This window comes from Paenibacillus sp. FSL K6-2859 (assembly GCF_038008265.1).
GTDB lineage: Bacteria > Bacillota > Bacilli > Paenibacillales > Paenibacillaceae > Paenibacillus_AQ > Paenibacillus_AQ nitricinens.
The window spans coordinates 4,135,938-4,154,745 of record NZ_JBBOYU010000001.1 but is presented as its reverse complement, the minus strand read 5'-3'; the positions used below and the strand labels follow the sequence as shown (position 1 = coordinate 4,154,745).

The window sequence follows — 18,808 nt, the reverse complement described above, 5'->3', positions numbered from 1 at the left end:
AAAATATATTACGTATATATTATAATGCAATTTATAAAGCGCTTACAATACAGAATTAGGAAATTTTTTACGAAGGGGTCTTTTCATTGAAAGGTTAGAATCATGTTAAGAAGGTTGGTAACGAGTCGTATTGAAACCGCTTAAATTAACAGAAGTGACCAGTCACCCAGCATCTCAAATGAGTAACAAAAAAAGAGAGGATGACGAACAAATGAAAAAACGCATTACATTACTCTCCATCGTTACAATCCTTATGATGTCACTAGTTTTGTCGGCATGTAGTAAGTCTTCCAGTTCATCAACGGAAACACAGCAGTTAGGCGCTGATGCCGGTGAGAATGCAACAGAAATGTCATTTTGGACATTCGTAGATTTGCATGGCAAGCATTTGGATAAAATGCTGGGGTTATGGAACCAACAGAATCCAGACAAACAGATTAAGTTGAATGTAACGGTTATGCCTTACGATGATATGCACAACAAGCTCTTATTGGCAGTTACAAGCGGAAAAGGTGCTCCTGATATTGCGGATATCGAGCTTGGTCAATTCCCTAAATTCTTGGAAGGGGACAACGTTCCACTGGAATCTTTGAATGATGTATTTGCACCATACAAAGACGTTGTCGTTCCCTCACGTGTCGATATTTACACCAAAGCAGACCAGGTTTATGGCTTTGATTATCACGTAGGTGCTACGCTTGCTTTCTACAACACGGAAATTCTCGAACAAGCAGGTGTTGACTACAAGACAATCAAAACTTGGGAAGATTACAAACAAGCAGGTATCAAGGTTTATGAAAAGACTGGTAAGTACTTAGGTACTGCTGATACATCCGCTACGTGGCAAGCCTCGCTGTTACTTGCTCAGCAAAACGCTGATTTTACAGATGAAAATGGCAATCCAAAAGTTAACTCACCTGAGATGATTAAAGCGTTTGAAATGTTAGTCGACCTGCAGAAGAATAATGTTATTCATACGATCCCAGGCGGACAACCCGACACAGAAGAAGCAAAAGGCGAATACAACAAAGGCAACTACGCAAGCGCATTGATGCCTGAGTGGTACATGTCCCGCTTTGTAAACGAAATGAAGGACCTTAAAGGTAAGTATGCAATTGCTCCATTGCCTGTATTCGAAGAAGGTAATCCTCGTTCCGTTGGCTTAGGCGGTACTGGCACAGTTGTTACTAAGACTGGTAAAGACGTTCAGTTGGCAAAAGAGTTTGTAGCTTTTGCTAAGCTTTCGAAAGAAGCTACTACTGAAATCTGGAATACACTTGGATTTGACCCGATCAATATGGAAGTATGGAAAGATGAGGCTGTAACGAAAAACCCAGATAACGAATACGTCCAGTATTTTAAAACAAATGCATTTGATACTTTGAATGAAATCAAAGACGAAATTAGAGCTATCAAATCCGTAAAAGCTTCACCGACGATCGGCAATGTGCTCAATACGGTTACTCTGAATGCGATCTTTGAAGATGGCCAAGACGTGAAGGAAGCTCTCGATGAAGCACAGGCAGCAATTGAACAAGAATTGAAATAAAAATAATAAGTAAATGGTTATGATTAAGCCTGTCGGCAAGAATGGTGCTCGGCAGGTTTAGTCATAGTCAAGGGAGAGTGGGATTATGATAAAGAAATTTGTATACTCTCAAAAGGTTGCACCTTATGTATTTGTGTTGCCATTCATAATCATATTCTTGATATTCTGGTCTTATCCACTTGTAAATTCATTTGTAATGAGTTTTCAAGATAGGATGTTGGGACAGGATCCAAAATGGGTTGGTGAAGCGAATTATTCGAAGTTATTCACAGATAAAGTGTTTTTGACGGCTATTAAAAATAGCGTTGTATACATGCTAGGAACCTTAGTGCTGTTAATCCCTTTCCCAATGTTATTTGCAGTTATGATAAACAGTAAGTTAATGCTGGGGAGGGAGTTTTTTAAATCTTCGTTCTTTCTTCCTGCATTGACATCTGTCGCAGTGGCGGGTACTATTTTTCGCCTAACATTCGGCGAAATGGATGGTTCATTAATGAACAGTTTTCTAGGTCTATTTGGTGTAGAGCCTACTAAATTCTTGAAAGATGCAGAATGGAGTATGGCTGCACTATTAATTCTTGCATGTTGGCGATGGACAGGTGTTAATATGCTGTACTATCTATCTGGTTTGAAAAACATTGACAATGATTATTATGAGGCTGCTTCAATTGACGGGGCATCTGCTTGGCAGAAGTTCAGATCGATTACAATGCCATTATTGAAGCCGACCACGATATATGTTACGACAATTAGTGTTTATGCAGGTTTGGCAATGTTTACCGAGAGCTTAATGATGTTTAACGGTAACAATTCACCGAAAAATATTGGCCTAACTATAGTGGGATATTTGTATAGACAAGGAATTGAGAAGAATAAGCTCGGTTACGCTGCAGCAGTTGGTATCGTTCTATTAGTCATTGCTATGATTATCAATTTAACGCAATTGAAATTTAGTGGAATGTTCAAAAAGGAGGAGGATTAAAATGGACACTAGTCAGATGAAGAACAACTTAATTGCTAGAATAGTCATAATTAGTATCTTTATTATACTATTCGTTATAATTATGGTTCCATTCTATGCAGTGGCCCTCTCTTCCTTTAAACCAGGTGAAGCTTTAATAAGATATGGTCTTAACTTAAGTTTGAATTTTGAAATAATGAGTTTTGATAATTTTATCTATTTATTTACTGGACAACATGATTATTTTGTATGGTTTTGGAACAGTATGACGTTAACAATCATTCAGGTTGCTTTAACACTGTTTGTAAGCGCTTTTGTTGCATATGGTTTTGCAGCGTATGATTTCAAAGGTAAGAACTTCCTCTTTATATGTGTGTTGCTCATTATGATGGTGCCATTTGAAATATTGCTGGTTCCTTTGTACAGCTTAATAAATGATTTGCAAATGGTGAATAGCTATTCGGCAATCATTCTGCCGGGTATAGCTAATGCCGGGACGATATTCTTCTTTAGGCAATATCTCAGAAGCATACCCAAAGAAATTATTCAATCTGGGCGAGTTGATGGAGCAAACGAATATGCGATATATTTCAGAGTGATTATGCCGATTATGAAGCCTTCCTTTGCGGCAATGGCCATTCTGAATGGTATGAATAGCTGGAATAATCTATTGTGGCCATTCATGGTGTTGGGAGATCAAAATAAATATACACTGCCAATCGGTTTAAAAACATTGTTAACTCCTTATGGGAATAACTATGACCTTCTGATCGTGGGCTCCTTCTTCTCTATCATTCCAATCTTCATATTGTTTATCGCTTTCCAGAAATATTTCATTGATGGTATGACTGCGGGTGCTGTTAAAGGTTAGTATCTATTACTTATGAAATAGGTGATAAGATGGGAGTCCAACAAGAGGAGTTACGCGTCATTAAACCATTGATCGAGCAACGAGCTGATCCTTTTATATGCCGACATTCAGATGGTTATTATTATTTCGTGGCCTCGGTTCCAGAGTATAATCGGATTGAAATCCGTAGGGCACAGGACCTTGAAGGGCTTATTACATCAGCTCCTATAGTGATCTGGAGAAAGAGAGAGACTGGCATTCTTAGCGCCAATATTTGGGCGCCAGAGCTGCATTTTATTGATGGAAAATGGTACGTATATTTCGCTGCCGCGCATACGTCGGAAACGACAGAAGGCTTGTTCGACCATCGGATGTATGTACTGGAGAATGAAAATACAAATCCGCTCGAAGGCAGCTGGACGGAAAGAGGACAGGTTCGTACCGCGTGGGAAAGCTTCTCCCTCGATGCCACTACCTTTGAGCACAATGGTAGCCTCTATTACGTATGGGCACAAAAGGATCCGGAAATCGAAGGCAACTCTAATCTCTACATATCTAAAATGTGCAATCCGTGGACGTTGATTGGGGCGCAAACGATGATTACGATGCCCGAATATGACTGGGAGATCATCGGGTATAAAGTGAACGAAGGCGCGGCATTTGTTCGCAAAGATAATCGGGTATTCCTCACTTACTCTGCTAGCGCTACTGATTTCAATTATTGCATGGGCTTGCTTGAAGCCGATGCGGACTCGGATTTGCTCGATGCTGCCTCATGGCGCAAGTCGAAAGTACCGGTTCTCACGACTGATGAGAGCATCTCGATGTATGGTCCTGGTCATAATAGTTTCACGATGTCAGAGACTGGCGAGAAGACGCTGTTTGTGTTCCACGCAAGAACGTATAAGGATATTGTAGGAGATCCGCTATACGATCCGAATCGCCATACATTTGTAGCGGAGCTGTTGTGGACGGATGACGGCAGACCTGATTTTCGCGGCTCTGTTGCGGCACTTGTACGTTCTGTACAATACGAATAGATCTGCAAGCGCCTTACAAAATTCTAAATGGATTTAGTTGAACTTATGTCGTACATGGGGAAGCCTTTATAATTAGAAATAAAAACAAGTACCCATCCAATCGATGGGTACTTGTTTGCAATGCAATAGAAGTGATGAATTACGTAATGTTGTACTAACTATTTGGTGATCGGTATAGACGAAATAGTAATCATAGCATTACTGATTGGCTAAATGTGTTGCTACTGTCATGAGTGTCATGCTAAGTTAAAAACAATCTATTTCATGAAGCAATAATCAATACGATGTGGGTAGTACAGACATAATAGTGATGTGGACGGAATCCTGTAAATGGTTCAAGGCACAAATCAACATCTTATATTAATCGTGTTAACGTAAATATATGTATTGTATGAAAGTGGGTATACCTATTGGATTCGAAGCTAGCAGCATATATAACATTAGTTTGTACTTCGGCTGTTCTGAATTTGTCTATACTTGTCTTTACTTATTGAAGGAGACATTATTATACAAATATCGCTAATTTGTTCATGTGGAATACATTAACTTCAATGATTTATTGCTTTGGTTATGCCTTTAGCTTAACATCGACTTCGTTAGAACAGCTTAGATTTTGGAATATTGTACAGTATGCAGGGATGCCATTTTTCCCTCCGTTAGGATTAATGTTTGTCATGCAATATTTGGGTTATAAAATAACGAGAAAAAGAATAATCGCTCTACTTACAATGCCTTGTATTACTTTTCTCATCAATGTAACTAATGAATCCCATCATTTTTACTATAGAATATATGATATCCATTCGGTGCTTGGGGCTCCATATAGTGAGATTGAGTATGGGGCATGGTTTGCCGTACATAATATTTACATTTTCTGTTGTATGTTAGCTGCGCTCTTATTGCTGCTTTCACGCTGGAAGGAAACCGTTAGTGTATATCGATCTCAATTATTTGCCCTCATCTGCGGTCAATTGCTTCCAATAATGACTGCATTTTTATTATTCATAGGAGTGACACCCGATGGTATCGATCCTGTACCCATGGTTATTTGGTTTTCTTCTGTTTTGTACCTTTGGTCTATTACCTCCTCTCGAATGTTATCAATAATGCCAATTGCGAAGGAAACGATCTTTAATAGTATGAACGATGGTGTCATTGTGCTTAATGATACCTATCAATTAATCGAATATAATCAAGCTTGTAAAAGTATGTTTAGTGAATTGGATCGATCAACGTTAGGGCAGCCATTTGATCAAGTTTGGTATATGCTAACGGATCAATCATTCCCTGTTCAATTAGATACGATCTCAGATAAATTGAATGTTACGATTCATCAAGGTAATTATATATATCAGCTACGTATTTCTATGCTTCAACAATCTAATAATAACTCTGGATTACTAATTATATTTACGGATATAACAGAGCTACATACATTACAACAAAAGTTAGAGCATCAAGCCTATTATGATGATCTTACACAAATATACAATCGTCGTGCCTTTTTCCAGAAAAGTGAGCAAAGCTTAATGAAAGCAAAGGGTGAACTATCATCCTTTGTGATTATTCTATTTGATATTGATTTTTTCAAAAAAGTGAACGACACTTATGGGCATCAAACCGGAGATCAAATGCTAGTACATGTGGCTCAAATATGTAAGGCTGAGATGGGAGAACATATACTATTTGCTAGATATGGTGGTGAAGAATTTGTACTCGCTTTACCTGGTTATACACTAGCGGAAGGGGAAAACTTCGCTAATTACCTTAGATTTTGCATTGAACAGAAGCCTCTAGTTGAAAATGAAAAATTGCTAACGATTACCTCTAGTTTTGGGGTATCCGTAACGACAGGAGCTGTGGAGGAAACAATCCATCAACTTCTTCATAAAGCTGATGAAGCACTTTATGCTGCCAAAAGAGCTGGTCGAAATCAAGTAAGGGTTTTTATTGAAAAGTACGAATATGTGGAATAGTACAGCAAATTAAAATAGAGGCGTACATCGGAGCCGTGCTTAGTTTAGTAACTTGGTGGATTGAGAGCAAGATGCCTATCAATCAAGAAGAAATATACTTATGAGTGACTGTTTCAACAGGATATAACAGTCAGTTATTCTGATATTGAAGGATCATATGCTAGTGATGCTATTAGGCAATTTACAGAAAGAGGAATTGTAAACGGTATAGGTATGAGAAGGGTAACCCAACAAAACTGTGCATGAGATGTCGGATGGGTACTTCCGAATCTTGTTATTCTGTACCTGAAGGGAGGTCATTTGAATGGATTGGCTTGCAAATCTGAATAGAGCTTTACACTATATTGAAGAGAATCTTGATGAAGACATAGATCTGAAGGAAGCAGCGAGGCTGGCTTGTTGTTCGGACTATCATTTTTCAAGAATATTCTCCTTCCTTGCAGGCATTACGCTATCGGAGTACATCCGCCGGAGACGCCTGACCCTTGCGGCATTCGAGCTTCAAGCCGGTGATTTAAGAATTGTGGACGTGGCAGTGAAATACGGTTATAGCTCGGCAGATGCCTTTTCTAGGGCCTTCCAAGTCTTGCATGGGGTTCCGCCCTCTTCAGTTAGGTCTCATGCCCCATCTTTAAAAGCCTATCCTCGAATGACCTTCCAATTAACTATTCAGGGAGGATGCGAAATGAATTATCGTATCGTTGAGAAAGAATCGTTCCGTATTGTAGGTATTATGAAAAAGGTGCCTATCCAATTTAATGGCGTGAGTTCAGAAATTGCATCGATGTGGAAAGGCTTAACCAGCCTAGACATCGACCAATTGAAAAAGCTCTCTAATGTTGAACCACAGGGGTTGATTTCAGCATCGACAAATTTTTCTGAAGGGCGAATGGAGGAGAAGGGAGAGCTTGACCTTTATATAGGTGCAGCTACATCCGAGGAGTGTCCTGAAAATTTTGCGAAATTAGAGGTTCCCGCATTGACCTGGGCCGTTTTCGAAGCTGTCGGACCGTTTCCCGATACTTTACAAAATGTCTGGGGGCGCATCTATTCGGAATGGTTCCCTTCCGCAAGTTATGAGGTAGCAAGGGGACCGGAAATATTATGGTATGAAGGCAAGGATGTATCTTCCCCCAATTTCAGGAGCGAGATTTGGATACCGGTTACGAAAAAATAGTATAGAGACTATGTTCATAAAATTAAGGACATACCGCAAAGGATGGCCTTAAAACTTGCCGGTACTGACAGAGCGGTGAACCGTATCACAAGTAGGGCGAATTATAACGGTCATTAATAACGAGTCAACCTTCTTCCCAATTGTCATCCCACGCAAATTCGGCTATGGGGCATGTGTTGTACAGCCGAAAGCACAGGAATTTACGACTTGAATGTCGAAGTTACTCCTAATTACTCATTTTTTGTCTTATGGAGGGCTTTCGATGATTACCGCAACTAAAATGCACATCCCTTATGTACGGCACACCTTGGTTGCTCGTACGGATCTGCTTCGTCTGCTTGATGAGGGTATGGACGCGAAGCTTATGCTCTTATTCGCTCCATCTGGTTATGGGAAAACGACGGCGCTAAGCGAATGGGCCAAACAAAGTGGCAAGCTTGTTGCATGGGTGTCACTGAGCAAGCAGGACGATGATTGGAGTACCTTCTGGAACATGGTCATCGTTTCGATCCAGAATCATATCGAGGACTTTGGCCTGACCATTTTGCCTTTGCTGGTGGAGGGGTCCTCTGCATCTTCCACATCGATGGAGTCGGCGATGAACGTGCTACTAAACGAGTTGAATCAACTGCCGGGTGAGCTGGTCGTCATGGTTGACGATTATCATCTGGCGACGATGCCAGCAATCCAGAATTCGATGAGCTATTTGCTTGAACACCTTCCAAACCACATTCATTTATATATCGCAAGTCGCAACGACCTCCCATTTCCGACAGCAAGATTATTTGCAAAAGGCGAGATGCGGCGGATTACGATCGAGCAATTGAGGTTCCGACCAGAAGAAGTAAACGATTTCTTCCGAGAGACGACGGAGTTGAAGCTGTCGACTGAGCAGCTCAATATGCTGTATGACCAAACCGAGGGTTGGATTTGCGGCTTGCGACTTGCGGCCATCTCACTGAAACGAAGCGGCAATGTGACTGAATCGATCCGTCAATTCAGCGGCCATCAGCAGCACATATCCGATTACTTGCTCGAGGAAGTCATTCGCGATCTGCCAGAGGCGATGCGCGATTTTTTGTTGCAAACTTCCGTGTTAAGCCAAATGAATTATGCATTGTGCGAGGCGGTGACCGGTCAAGCGAGAGGTCAGCAGCAGTTGGAACAACTGGAACAGCTTCAGCTATTCATCATTCCTATGGACGATCAACGCAACTGGTATCGCTATCACCATCTGCTGTCTGATTTCCTGCAGTCGATGCTTGCTCGAACATGGCCTGAGCTATGGATTCAGGCGAATGCGCGTGCCGCGCAATGGCACGAACATAACGGGTTTATTGTAGAAGCGGCGGAACATTATTTGGCGGGACGGCAGTATGAAGATGTAGCTCGCCTGATTGAAGCGCATCTGTACGAACTTCTTGGAGGCAAGAACACCGTCGTTGCTCGTTGGGTGATGCAAGTGCCTGAGCAATATGTAGCGAGCCGACCGCTTGTTGAACTTTTTTATTTGCTCGTGATGGTCGGCGTTCGGCAGTTTCATAACATTCCGGATCGAGCGGAACGGCTTCGTGTTCGTTACCAAGCTTTGAAGGATCATATAGATGCTGACGTATGGCGCATGACCATGGGGGACATCTATTATCTCTGCGGTACTGCTGCCTATGTGAAGAAAGACCTTCTGAGCACTGCTGACTATTTTATCCGTGGAGATACGTTTGCACTCGAACAAAGCTTATTTATTCAAGGAGGCAACAATAAGCATTATTCGGTCGAAGAGTTTGAAGACCATCTGGGCTACATTAACGATTACCATGGTGCAGCACAATTTTTCATTCGGATGATAGAGTATTGGAGAGATCGTGTTAACCATCCGTATGCGACACCGATGTATGCTTCCTATGCCAAGGTATTGTACGAGTGGAATCGGCTGGAGGAAGCGGAGGACTGGCTAAACCGCATTATGCATGTAGACGGATTCGCGCCGGTGTCTCGCAATCGGTATCAGCTCTTTGTGGCAGCTTCTAGAATTCAGCAAGCAAAGGGGAACTCACTAGAAGCAGCGACACTGCTAGAACAACTTAAGCTGATGATCGATTCACCCGATTATGAGATATTCATACGCAAAATCGAAGCGGAACAGGTGAGCTTAGCGGTGCGTCAAGGAGACATTGCGTCTGCTCAGCGATGGTTGGAGCACTGCGGGATGTCGCACTCGGACGAAGCAACGCTGGACCAAGTTTCCGAACAATTGGTGCTCGTTCGCGTGCTGGCTGCATGCGGACAATTCGAATCAGCGCTATCTCTCGCAGCAAGATTGTATCATCTGTTGACGAAGGAAGACCGTCTGCGGGACCGCATTCACATTCTGAATTTACAAAGCATGATGTTATATGGCGACAATCAAATGGAGCCAGCACTTGCGAAGCTGGCTGAAGCTTTGCGTCTCGCCAAACCTCAAGGGTTTATTCGCAGTTTCGTGGACGAAGGCTCGGCGATGGCAGAGCTGTTGTCTATTTATGTGCAGTCGTATGGAGACAAAGGTGCGGGATCGAAGGATGCATTAAGTTATGCGCGTCTCGTGCTGCAAGCGTTCCATGTTTATGACGCACATCCACGAGTTAATATCCGATGTTTCGGACGGTTGCGCGTAGAGACAGAGAATGGCTCTGTGGTCAAATGGCGGACTTCCAAAACTGAGGAATTGATGGCATTCCTCATTTACCATCGCGGCGAGGCAGTAAGTAGAGATCAAATTCTCGATCGTTTGTGGGGAGAGGTGGAGGTAGACCGGGCAGGGGCCCAGTTTAATACAACGACTCACTATTTGCGAAAAGCTTTAAGTCAAATCGGAATTGACGGTATCGTCCAGCATGTGGAAGGCGGTTATCGAATCGATATAAGCCAGTTGTACTGTGATCTCGATGAGTGGGATCGTTTGCTGGCCGCACAGGCGCAAATCGACGACTTAAAGCTGCGTGACTATGCCGGTGAGCTTGTCCAATTATACGGAGAGGGCTTTATGGCTGGCACTTCGTACGAATGGGCAGAGCCGACGCGAGTTCGCCTGGAAAGCGAGTACGTCGCAACCTTGCTTCGCCTTCATGAACGTGAGGAGAAGAAGGGGCAATATGATGCGGCTGCGGAACTGCTGCGGAAGGCGCTTGTACATGATCCGCTAAATGAGTCCATTCATGAACGGCTCATTCGCGTGCTGGTTATGGCGGATGACCGCATCTCGGCGATCAAGCAGTACGAGGTATTAAGAATGCTGCTTCTGACGGAGTTCGGGATTAAGCCGAAGGAAACGGTCAGGAGATTGCTGGATATAAATTGACGCATATTCCTCCATAAAGGGAGTGTCCCAAGGTTATGAAAAATAACGGAGGGATGCTCCCTTTTCACTAGCATTTGTTTAGGATTTGTTTAGACTGACTGTGATATGGTGAAGCAGAAATCGACATTATTCTGCGGAAAGTTTAGACAAATTGCGGGAGGGGAAACACGCTTGTATAAACGTATTATAAATTTATCGCTTTTGATTTGTATGCTCGTATCCTTAGTATCACCAGGGTTCGCGGCCGCTGAACGGAGTACTGACGCACCTGCAGCAGTACAAGAGCAAGGATCTCTAAACTCATCGAGTGCTCCGATAAATTCATTTCAAGATGTTAAAACGACGGACTGGTTCTATAATGCTGTGACGTATGTGAAACAAAACGGAATATTCGGCGGTACGGATAATGACAGCTTCTCGCCCAAAGGCACAATGACTCGTGCCATGTATGTAACTGCACTTGGGCGAATGGCAGGAGTGGACATCAGCCAATATTCAATTTCCTCCTTCTCAGATGTACAAGCAGGCACTTGGTATGCACCTTATGTGCAATGGGCAATTGAAAAAGGCATTACAAGCGGTATAGGTGACCATAATTTTTCGCCGAACGCTGCTATATCAAGAGAACAGATGGCAACGCTGACTTTGAGGTATTTTGAAAGCTATAAAATACCTTATCAGACGAACGCCAGCCTGACCTCTAAACCTAACGACATAGCCGATATTTCGCCTTGGGCGGTGGATGCGGTCGTAAAGCTTTGGCGGGCAGGCTTGCTTCATGGAGATGCAAGCGGTAATTCCAATCCAAAGTCAAATGCATCTCGCGCGGAAGCGGCTGTTTTCTTCATGCGAAACAACGAAGTTGTGAAGACATGGACTACCCAGAATCGAGTAGTTCCAACACCAACACCAACACCATCAACACCATCAACACCAACACCATCAACATCAACTCCCGACTCTGGCAGCGGTAATGGCGCTAACCCAGGCGACACGAACGCAGGTCCATATATTATTACTTTTGAAACAAACGGCGGTTCGGCCATTAACAGCCTTTCTCTCAAGCAAGGAGCGACGCTGAATAATCTTCCGGATCCAATGAAGTCAGGCTCTATTTTCGTTGGCTGGTATAAAGATAGCGCTTTGTCGGAGCCAGTATATACAGATGCTATCGTCAACAGAAATATGACGTTATACGCAAGATATGAAGAACCATTCGAAACTCAAACTATTCCTAGTGTAACCATGTTGGATCAGGACAAAAGCTTTACGATTGAAGTAATCGATGGTACAGGAAGCATGACAGCAGATAGAGTTAAAGCTGAAATGACCTTTGAAGCGCTAACTCATCCTGATTTTGCAACTCATGTGGGTATTCGAGTAAAGGGCTCCAATGGCGAATTTACAATAGGTGCAAATGGTGGTGCATTTGAAGAAGGCGGCACCTATCAGCTCAAGCTGAATAACGCCAATCTTTCTTTTACAGGCCAAGATAAATCCACTAGAACATACGTATTTACCATTGCTAAACAAGAAGTTCAGCATGTGACTCTGAATCCTGACTTGATTTATATTCCTTCTTCGGAAGTCACGAATATGACCCAGAATGGTAAGGCTGTTACCCCTGGTGCGATTCCTGTTATAGACTTGAATACCGGCGATGACGGAGTCGTTCAATCGGTGGGTAACGCTACAGAGGGTACATTCCAATATAATGGGAAACAGAATATACAAGTCGGCAATACCGTTGCTATTTATAACGGAGTTGCACCGAATCAGCGTAATCTGGCAACAAGCGTCGACGATGACGGTGAAGTGGTTTATGTAACGATTCGGGCGATCGACGGCAGCACATATACATACGAAACGGCAGACGCCAAAAAAGTTCTCTTTACGCCAGACGTCTTGCCGGTCAGCGATACAGCAGATATGGATGGGGATTTAAGCAATCACTCCATCACGGTAAGCGAGAATACGATGAACTATAGCGACAGCAAATATGCACAATTGGGTCTTACTGCAAGCACCGTTGTACAAGCAGGTGACTTCATCGCCTTCTACACAGGTGTATTCGGTGATGCTTCGTCCCAGCTTGCCGGCTATGCTCAAATTACCGGAGTCAGTTCTTCGGGAACTAACGAAGTCATTACTTATACAGATGTAACGCTAGAGCAAATAACGGCTTCGATGGATTACTATACACAGCAAAATATAGAAGGAAATCAGTTGCTGCAGAACACCGATGTAGCGGCTATGGAAGCTCAAATCGAGGAGCAAGCTCTGGAAAGCGGATTTGTGAATAAAGCTACGCAGTATTTAGCAGCTTTGGCAATCGATACGGATAGCTTCAAAGAACTAGATAGCGAATTCGATATGAAAAATTACTCTATTACGTATGCCAATGGCTCATCTGTTTCCGATCACAATGTTATGCGGTTGAACGGAAATAGAGTGCAAGTAGAAAATGTGAGTGTTAAAGCCGATATAGGTACAGAACTGCAACATTTTGCTGATATGTCCGGTTTAAGCGCTTCTCTTCAAGTGAGTTGCGATATTGTAGTTGAAGCAGGCGGCCAGCGCAACATTGTGATTCATTTGACCGGCACCTTCGAGCAAGAAGTACGAGTTTCGCTTTCTGCCGATGCCAATACCGATTGGGGACTATTTCTGGGGTTCATCCCTTATTTGAGAGAATACGAGGTTTCCCCAACCGTAGATGCCTATACCTATACAGCGATTAATTTCGACGCTGAAATCGGCACATTTGAGAAGGATGAAGAATGGAATTGGAATGATAAAAGCAAAGTACAGAACATCGCCAAACAAATAAAAGCTCTAATGGACGCAAAGGATGCTTTGGATGAAACTCTCAGTGGCGTAGATTCATTAGACAGCTCATTGCCGGCCTTATATCAGAATATGCTGAGTAACGAGACGGACTGGGTTGACCTCTTTGATGTAAATCTTGTTGATATCAAAATGCGTCTTTTGATGGGTGTCATTCAAGTAGAGTTTAAAGGGGATTTTGTTGTAAGCGCAAATGCGAATCTCTCTATCGGTAGTACGTTCAGTTATGAGAATGGGAAGAGATATATATTCAATGTGAAACTTTTTGCTAGAGAAGCGACGAACAAGACCGTAAGTCTGCTAGATGAGAAGTATCAATTTACATTCTACATCATGGGCACTTTGGGCTTTCGGGCAGGTCTTCGGCTGGAGTTGGCAGTAGGTCTATTCTCTACTGAGGCGAATAGCGTAGGTGTGCAAGCGGACGTTGGCGCTTACGCGAAGTTGTGGGGCTACTTCTATTACCAGCTGACCTATCTATCTTCTCAGGGCAAGACCTCCCATTATGCCGGAGCCATAGATCTGGAAGTCGGCGTGTACACGGAAGTCAAATTCAAGGCACAGCTGTTTAAGGGTACCTTCTCGTACGAGCCAACCCTGTATGAGGATGAATGGCCACTCTATACGGTAGGTTCCCGGCAGAACATTCTTGATTTTGCCTATTCACAGGGTGATGCGCCTAGAGTTAATCTGCACGGTCAGTCAACAAAATCGGCCATTTTACCGTATAGCATCTTTGATATGAGCACGATGGATCTGCAGACAGGCGAGGTTACGGAACAATCTTATGACAGATCCAAGGATTTCACGGTAAGCATATCCAACAAAAATTTCATATACGATGCTAAGACCAACCAAGTACTCTTACAGAACTATAATTACGATCCGACTGGCATGGATGCCACCATGACGATCACTTGGAGAAGGGCACCTTTAACTTTCGGTTCTGCTCCGATTGCGCGTACGATTCCATTACACTGGGACGATCTCAAGGATAGTTATAGTCTCTACTTGTACTCGCATGAAACGAATGATGGAAAGCTTACGCTATTAAAGACAATTAGCGGGAAGTACAATGATCCGATTCCGGTAGAGCCCGTTCCTACAAGAAAAGGATATAAATTCGATAATTGGTATAAGAATGATTCCGATGCTGGGCCAACTGTCCTACCGGGTAGAATGCCGTCTTACGACAGCATGTGGGTTGCAAGATGGACTCCGAAGACGGACACCCCTTATAAGGTGGAAGTTTACTTGCAAAATGTCTCCAATGATTCCTACACGCTTAGCGGCGAATTCACCTATAAGGGCACAACAGATTGGCCTGCAACCGCGCGGCCCCCTGCCTATGCAGGTTTTGCTACACCTGCCGAACAGTTCACTGCGGTTAAAGGCGACGGGAGCACTGTCGTAAAGTATTATTACGCTCGCAATGTGTACAAACTGACCTTTGATCCAGGCCATGGCAGAACGCCAATCACATCTTCGCTTAAGTTTGGTGCCCCTATTACTGCACCTATCGTGAACATGCCGGGCTATGTGTTTACTTCTTGGCGCGACACGAATCTGAGCGAGAACGTTCCTGCGTCAGCCAATGTTGTTGCGCCTACGATGCCGGCTATCGACACGACTTATAAAGGGAAATATAGCTTAGATTCACATGTGCCTATTACAGTGGAGTATTATCTTGGCGATACCACAGGTTCTAATTTCCAGCTAATGGAGGCAAAAACCAAGTATGGAACTGCATTTTTAGGATTCGATAGTAGAGATATAGGGACAATGGATGCGAGATGGATGTCACCCTACTCGAAACTCACAACAACGGTACCTTCGCCTTTATCGATTTACGTAGACCCAACCCTGGATCTTCGTATCAAGTTGTACTTCGTTCCTTATTTGTTTAACCTGACATTCGATGCCAATGGAGGCGTGGGCGGCACGGTATCACAGCTTGCATATGGGTCGCCGATAATTCCGCCTACGGTGACAAAGCCAGGCTATACGTTTGAAGGTTGGTCACAGTCCGTTCCAAGTACAATGCCCGGTAACGATCTGACCTTCACGGCCGTTTGGGAGGCCACGGGCTATCAGGTATTGTATTATCAGCAGAATCTGGACGATGACGGCTACACAGAAGTGGAAGCCGTTGCCGGCAGCGGTGGAATTGGATCAACAGCTACGGCAACTCCGAAGGATTATACCGGCTTTACCTATGACAGCAGCAATCCTAACAACGTTACCTCGGGTACGGTAACCGCTGACGGAACGCTCACCCTTAAGCTATATTACACACGTAACAGCTACACGTTATCATTCATTGATTCAGTGACGAGTACTAACTATTCGACAGCTCAAGTCAAGTATGGGGCGACGATCGTACCACCTGCTGATGTAACACCTTCAGACTTTTATCCCCCAGGCTTTGTACTAATAACTTGGGACCCGTTGGAAAATGATACGCCGTCGTTGGAGACGCCAGAAGGAGCAACCATGCCGGCACACGACGCGAGCTATAACGCAAGGTTTGGATTTCCGGGCGGTCAGATCGGACTATAGTTTTGGCGAGTTTCGGTCATTTGTACAAGCAGATCGAAATGAAACAGTGATAAGGATTATTGAAGGGCACCCGTTTAGGGTGCCTTTTGAATTCGCACTATAGATGTTATTGTCAAAAGATAATAAAGTATTAGACTGGTAACGTCCCATTACGCTAACGGGCAGGATAACGGAAAAAGATGGAATTTATGGATTGCTATTATTATAATAGAAGCTTAATAATACTTGATTATTGGAGATGATGGATGCGTGATTTATCGTAGAAAGACATACAAAATTGACCCTCAGATAGTACATGATTTTAATGAACATTTTAATCAAACACTCTTACCTGCACAGTTAAAATATGGTTCAAGATTAGTTGGCAGATGGTCAACCAAGGAAATAGACGGTGTGGTGGAGGTATTTGCTATTTGGGAATATGACAGTTACGAAGATTATGAGAAGATTGAATCACTAGTGAAAAGTGATGAAGAACACGTAAAGCGAGTGCAGGCTTGGTTCGATAAAATCGGGCGTGAGAACATAAGGAGATTTATAAAGGACAAGATAAAAGAGGAATTTATAGAAACGACAGTACCGAGAGAAAAAACTATTCTTACATAATGAATTACGTTGAGCTAACGGGAAACGTTAGTGGAATAGCGGTTGCTTCGGCAGCCGTTTTTTATTTGTTCAACTAACGGGCAGGTTAGTTAAACAGTGTTGTTTAATTTGTGTTCATCAATCGGTACATAATGTGGAATAAGAAAATTTGTCATTATTTTAATGTGTAGTAGACTTAGTAACTACAGTTTTTTCTTCCTATTTAGTTGGAATGAATTTTTTGTTTTTTAAACGAAGAGGAGAATCAATATGGAAGTAGTATATTTTGCAGGTGGATGTTTATGGGAAGTACAAGCTTTTATAAAAACTTTACCTGGAGTTAAGTTTACAGAAGCAGGAAGAGCTAATGGAACAAGTCATACACTTGAGGGTGATTATGATGGGTACGCTGAATCTGTAAAAACAGGATTTGATCCGACAGTTGTAACGATCAGGGAATTAATGGGGTATTTATTTGAAATCATTGATCCATACAGTTTGAATAAACAAGGACAGGACGTTGGCGAGAAATATAGAACAGGAGTATATAGTGAAAAGCTTGAACACTTAAAAGAGGCGAAGGCGTTTCTTAGCCAAATGATTATTGTCATATTCCAGAAGAAATATTAAGTAGGTATAAGTAAGGGAGAATATTAAGCTAACGAGACACGTTAGTGGAATAGCGATTGCTTCGGCAGCGTTTTTTTATTTGTTCAACTAACGGGCAGCTTAGTTCAAAGTTCGCGTGACAGTCAAACCTGCATCAGAAGCTTTTGCAGTGTGAGTCGTTGTGGTTAAAGTCGTATTATTAAAGTGATATGCAGTAGTTGTTCCGATATTCTTAAAGGAGGTCCAGCTTCCACCAGTATTCGAAAATTGTACATTTATCTGCTGTGCGGTACGAAAGTTTTCGGTGTTTGCAGTATTCTTGTCAAAACCTCGATTATTTCCTTTAAATGATGCAACGTAGGCGGGTAAACCATACTGTACTGGAGAATCTACTTTGTCATGAGGGATAAATGTTACCAATCGAATGTTAAAGTTAACTGCCATATTAATAAACTCCTTTTCTAAAATAAATTATTAGGCAAGGGGGTAAAATGAGAAGATCTGAGTACCCCTAATCAAACCTTCTATTCTTGCCTTCACTAAAATAAGAGTTTTAAAGGGTTAGAATACAACCGAGAAAATTTAATTTTTAAGCAAAGCACTCAACGCTCTTAGTCGTTTATATAGAACTAGATTGGGAACGGCATTAAGCTAAAGAGCAGGATAGTGCAACTTAGTTAGTAGGATTACGTTTATTAAAGGAAGATACTGGGGAGATAAAGGAGGTGTGTAATGAAGCGGAAAATTGCTATTTTACTTATGATGATTTCAATGTTCGTAAGTATCTTTTCTATTTGGTACTTCACACCTAAGCGGTACTCAGAGACAGTAAATGGTGTTTATTATCAACTAGGGACGGAAGGCATAATCGAGCGCATAAAAGTACATCTTGATGGGAAATTGCAAAATCATATAAATGGCAAAAAAACCTTTACAGGCGTTATTAATTTTGAAGGAAGTAAGGTTCCTCAAATTCCTAAAGATAGAACAGAATTAAAATTGCATTACGATGGTCATAATTTCACAACCATTTTCTCCGGTTTTCGAATCATAGATGATAAAGGTAGAATAGAGCCTAATATTTTCACTTACGGTTGGGTATATACTGATGATGAATTTTCTGGATTTACAATTAAAGTTATGGATGATAATGACCAGTGGTCCCCATCAAACGGACATATGATTACAGCACCAGCAAATGATAGGCAAGAAGCAATGAAAAGGTCTCAAGAGTTAATCAAGGAATTTGAAGAAGAAAGTAGAAATTGATTGAACTAACGGGATACGATAGTTGAAGAATGCACAATTTATTTTAAGA

General features: G+C 42.4%; 11 protein-coding genes and 1 pseudogene. 11 read left to right on the top strand and 1 reads right to left on the bottom strand.

The features are described from left to right. The first annotated feature begins 211 nt into the window (after nucleotides 1-211). The 10 genes and pseudogenes from MHB64_RS18530 (at nucleotide 212) to MHB64_RS18485 (ending at nucleotide 17,525) form a co-directional block, all read left to right on the top strand. Nucleotides 212-1,549 carry an ABC transporter substrate-binding protein gene (locus tag MHB64_RS18530; protein WP_094873022.1) on the top strand — a complete coding sequence of 446 codons (1,338 nt, stop codon included), beginning with the start codon at nucleotides 212-214 and terminating at the stop codon, nucleotides 1,547-1,549. 85 nt (nucleotides 1,550-1,634) lie between these two features. After that, complete coding sequence (locus MHB64_RS18525) at nucleotides 1,635-2,531, top strand: carbohydrate ABC transporter permease (RefSeq protein ID WP_042185833.1); 897 nt, start codon at nucleotides 1,635-1,637, stop codon at nucleotides 2,529-2,531. A 16-nt stretch (nucleotides 2,532-2,547) separates the two neighbouring features. Further along, a complete protein-coding gene (locus MHB64_RS18520; protein ID WP_076120625.1) occupies nucleotides 2,548-3,381 on the top strand; it encodes a carbohydrate ABC transporter permease in 834 nt (277 codons plus the stop codon). A gap of 29 nt (nucleotides 3,382-3,410) precedes the next feature. After that, nucleotides 3,411-4,400: a glycoside hydrolase family 43 protein gene (locus MHB64_RS18515; protein WP_341135118.1), complete on the top strand. Its 990-nt coding sequence runs from the start codon at nucleotides 3,411-3,413 to the stop codon at nucleotides 4,398-4,400. A gap of 530 nt (nucleotides 4,401-4,930) precedes the next feature. Continuing rightward, complete coding sequence (locus MHB64_RS18510) at nucleotides 4,931-6,376, top strand: histidine kinase N-terminal 7TM domain-containing diguanylate cyclase (protein ID WP_341135117.1); 1,446 nt, start codon at nucleotides 4,931-4,933, stop codon at nucleotides 6,374-6,376. Nucleotides 6,377-6,680: 304 nt separating this feature from the next. After that, entirely contained in the window at nucleotides 6,681-7,553 is an 873-nt protein-coding gene (locus MHB64_RS18505; RefSeq protein ID WP_341135116.1) for an AraC family transcriptional regulator, read from the top strand. A 262-nt stretch (nucleotides 7,554-7,815) separates the two neighbouring features. Beyond that, nucleotides 7,816-10,890 (top strand): BTAD domain-containing putative transcriptional regulator, encoded by a 3,075-nt coding sequence (locus MHB64_RS18500; RefSeq protein WP_341135115.1) that lies wholly within the window; start codon nucleotides 7,816-7,818, stop codon nucleotides 10,888-10,890. Nucleotides 10,891-11,061: 171 nt separating this feature from the next. After that, nucleotides 11,062-16,296, top strand: coding sequence for an InlB B-repeat-containing protein (locus tag MHB64_RS18495; RefSeq protein WP_341135114.1), 5,235 nt, complete (start codon nucleotides 11,062-11,064; stop codon nucleotides 16,294-16,296). A gap of 249 nt (nucleotides 16,297-16,545) precedes the next feature. Continuing rightward, nucleotides 16,546-16,902 (top strand): NIPSNAP family protein, encoded by a 357-nt coding sequence (locus MHB64_RS18490; RefSeq protein WP_094873028.1) that lies wholly within the window; start codon nucleotides 16,546-16,548, stop codon nucleotides 16,900-16,902. A 249-nt stretch (nucleotides 16,903-17,151) separates the two neighbouring features. Continuing rightward, nucleotides 17,152-17,525 (top strand): annotated as a pseudogene (locus MHB64_RS18485) (peptide-methionine (S)-S-oxide reductase). Nucleotides 17,526-17,610: 85 nt separating this feature from the next. On the opposite strand, the gene MHB64_RS18480 reads toward MHB64_RS18485, so the two are convergent. Then, complete coding sequence (locus MHB64_RS18480) at nucleotides 17,611-17,934, bottom strand: hypothetical protein (RefSeq protein ID WP_341135113.1); 324 nt, start codon at nucleotides 17,932-17,934, stop codon at nucleotides 17,611-17,613. Nucleotides 17,935-18,222: 288 nt separating this feature from the next. On the opposite strand from MHB64_RS18480, the gene MHB64_RS18475 reads away from it, so the two are divergent. Then, complete coding sequence (locus tag MHB64_RS18475) at nucleotides 18,223-18,759, top strand: hypothetical protein (RefSeq protein ID WP_341135112.1); 537 nt, start codon at nucleotides 18,223-18,225, stop codon at nucleotides 18,757-18,759. Nucleotides 18,760-18,808: the final 49 nt, after the last annotated feature.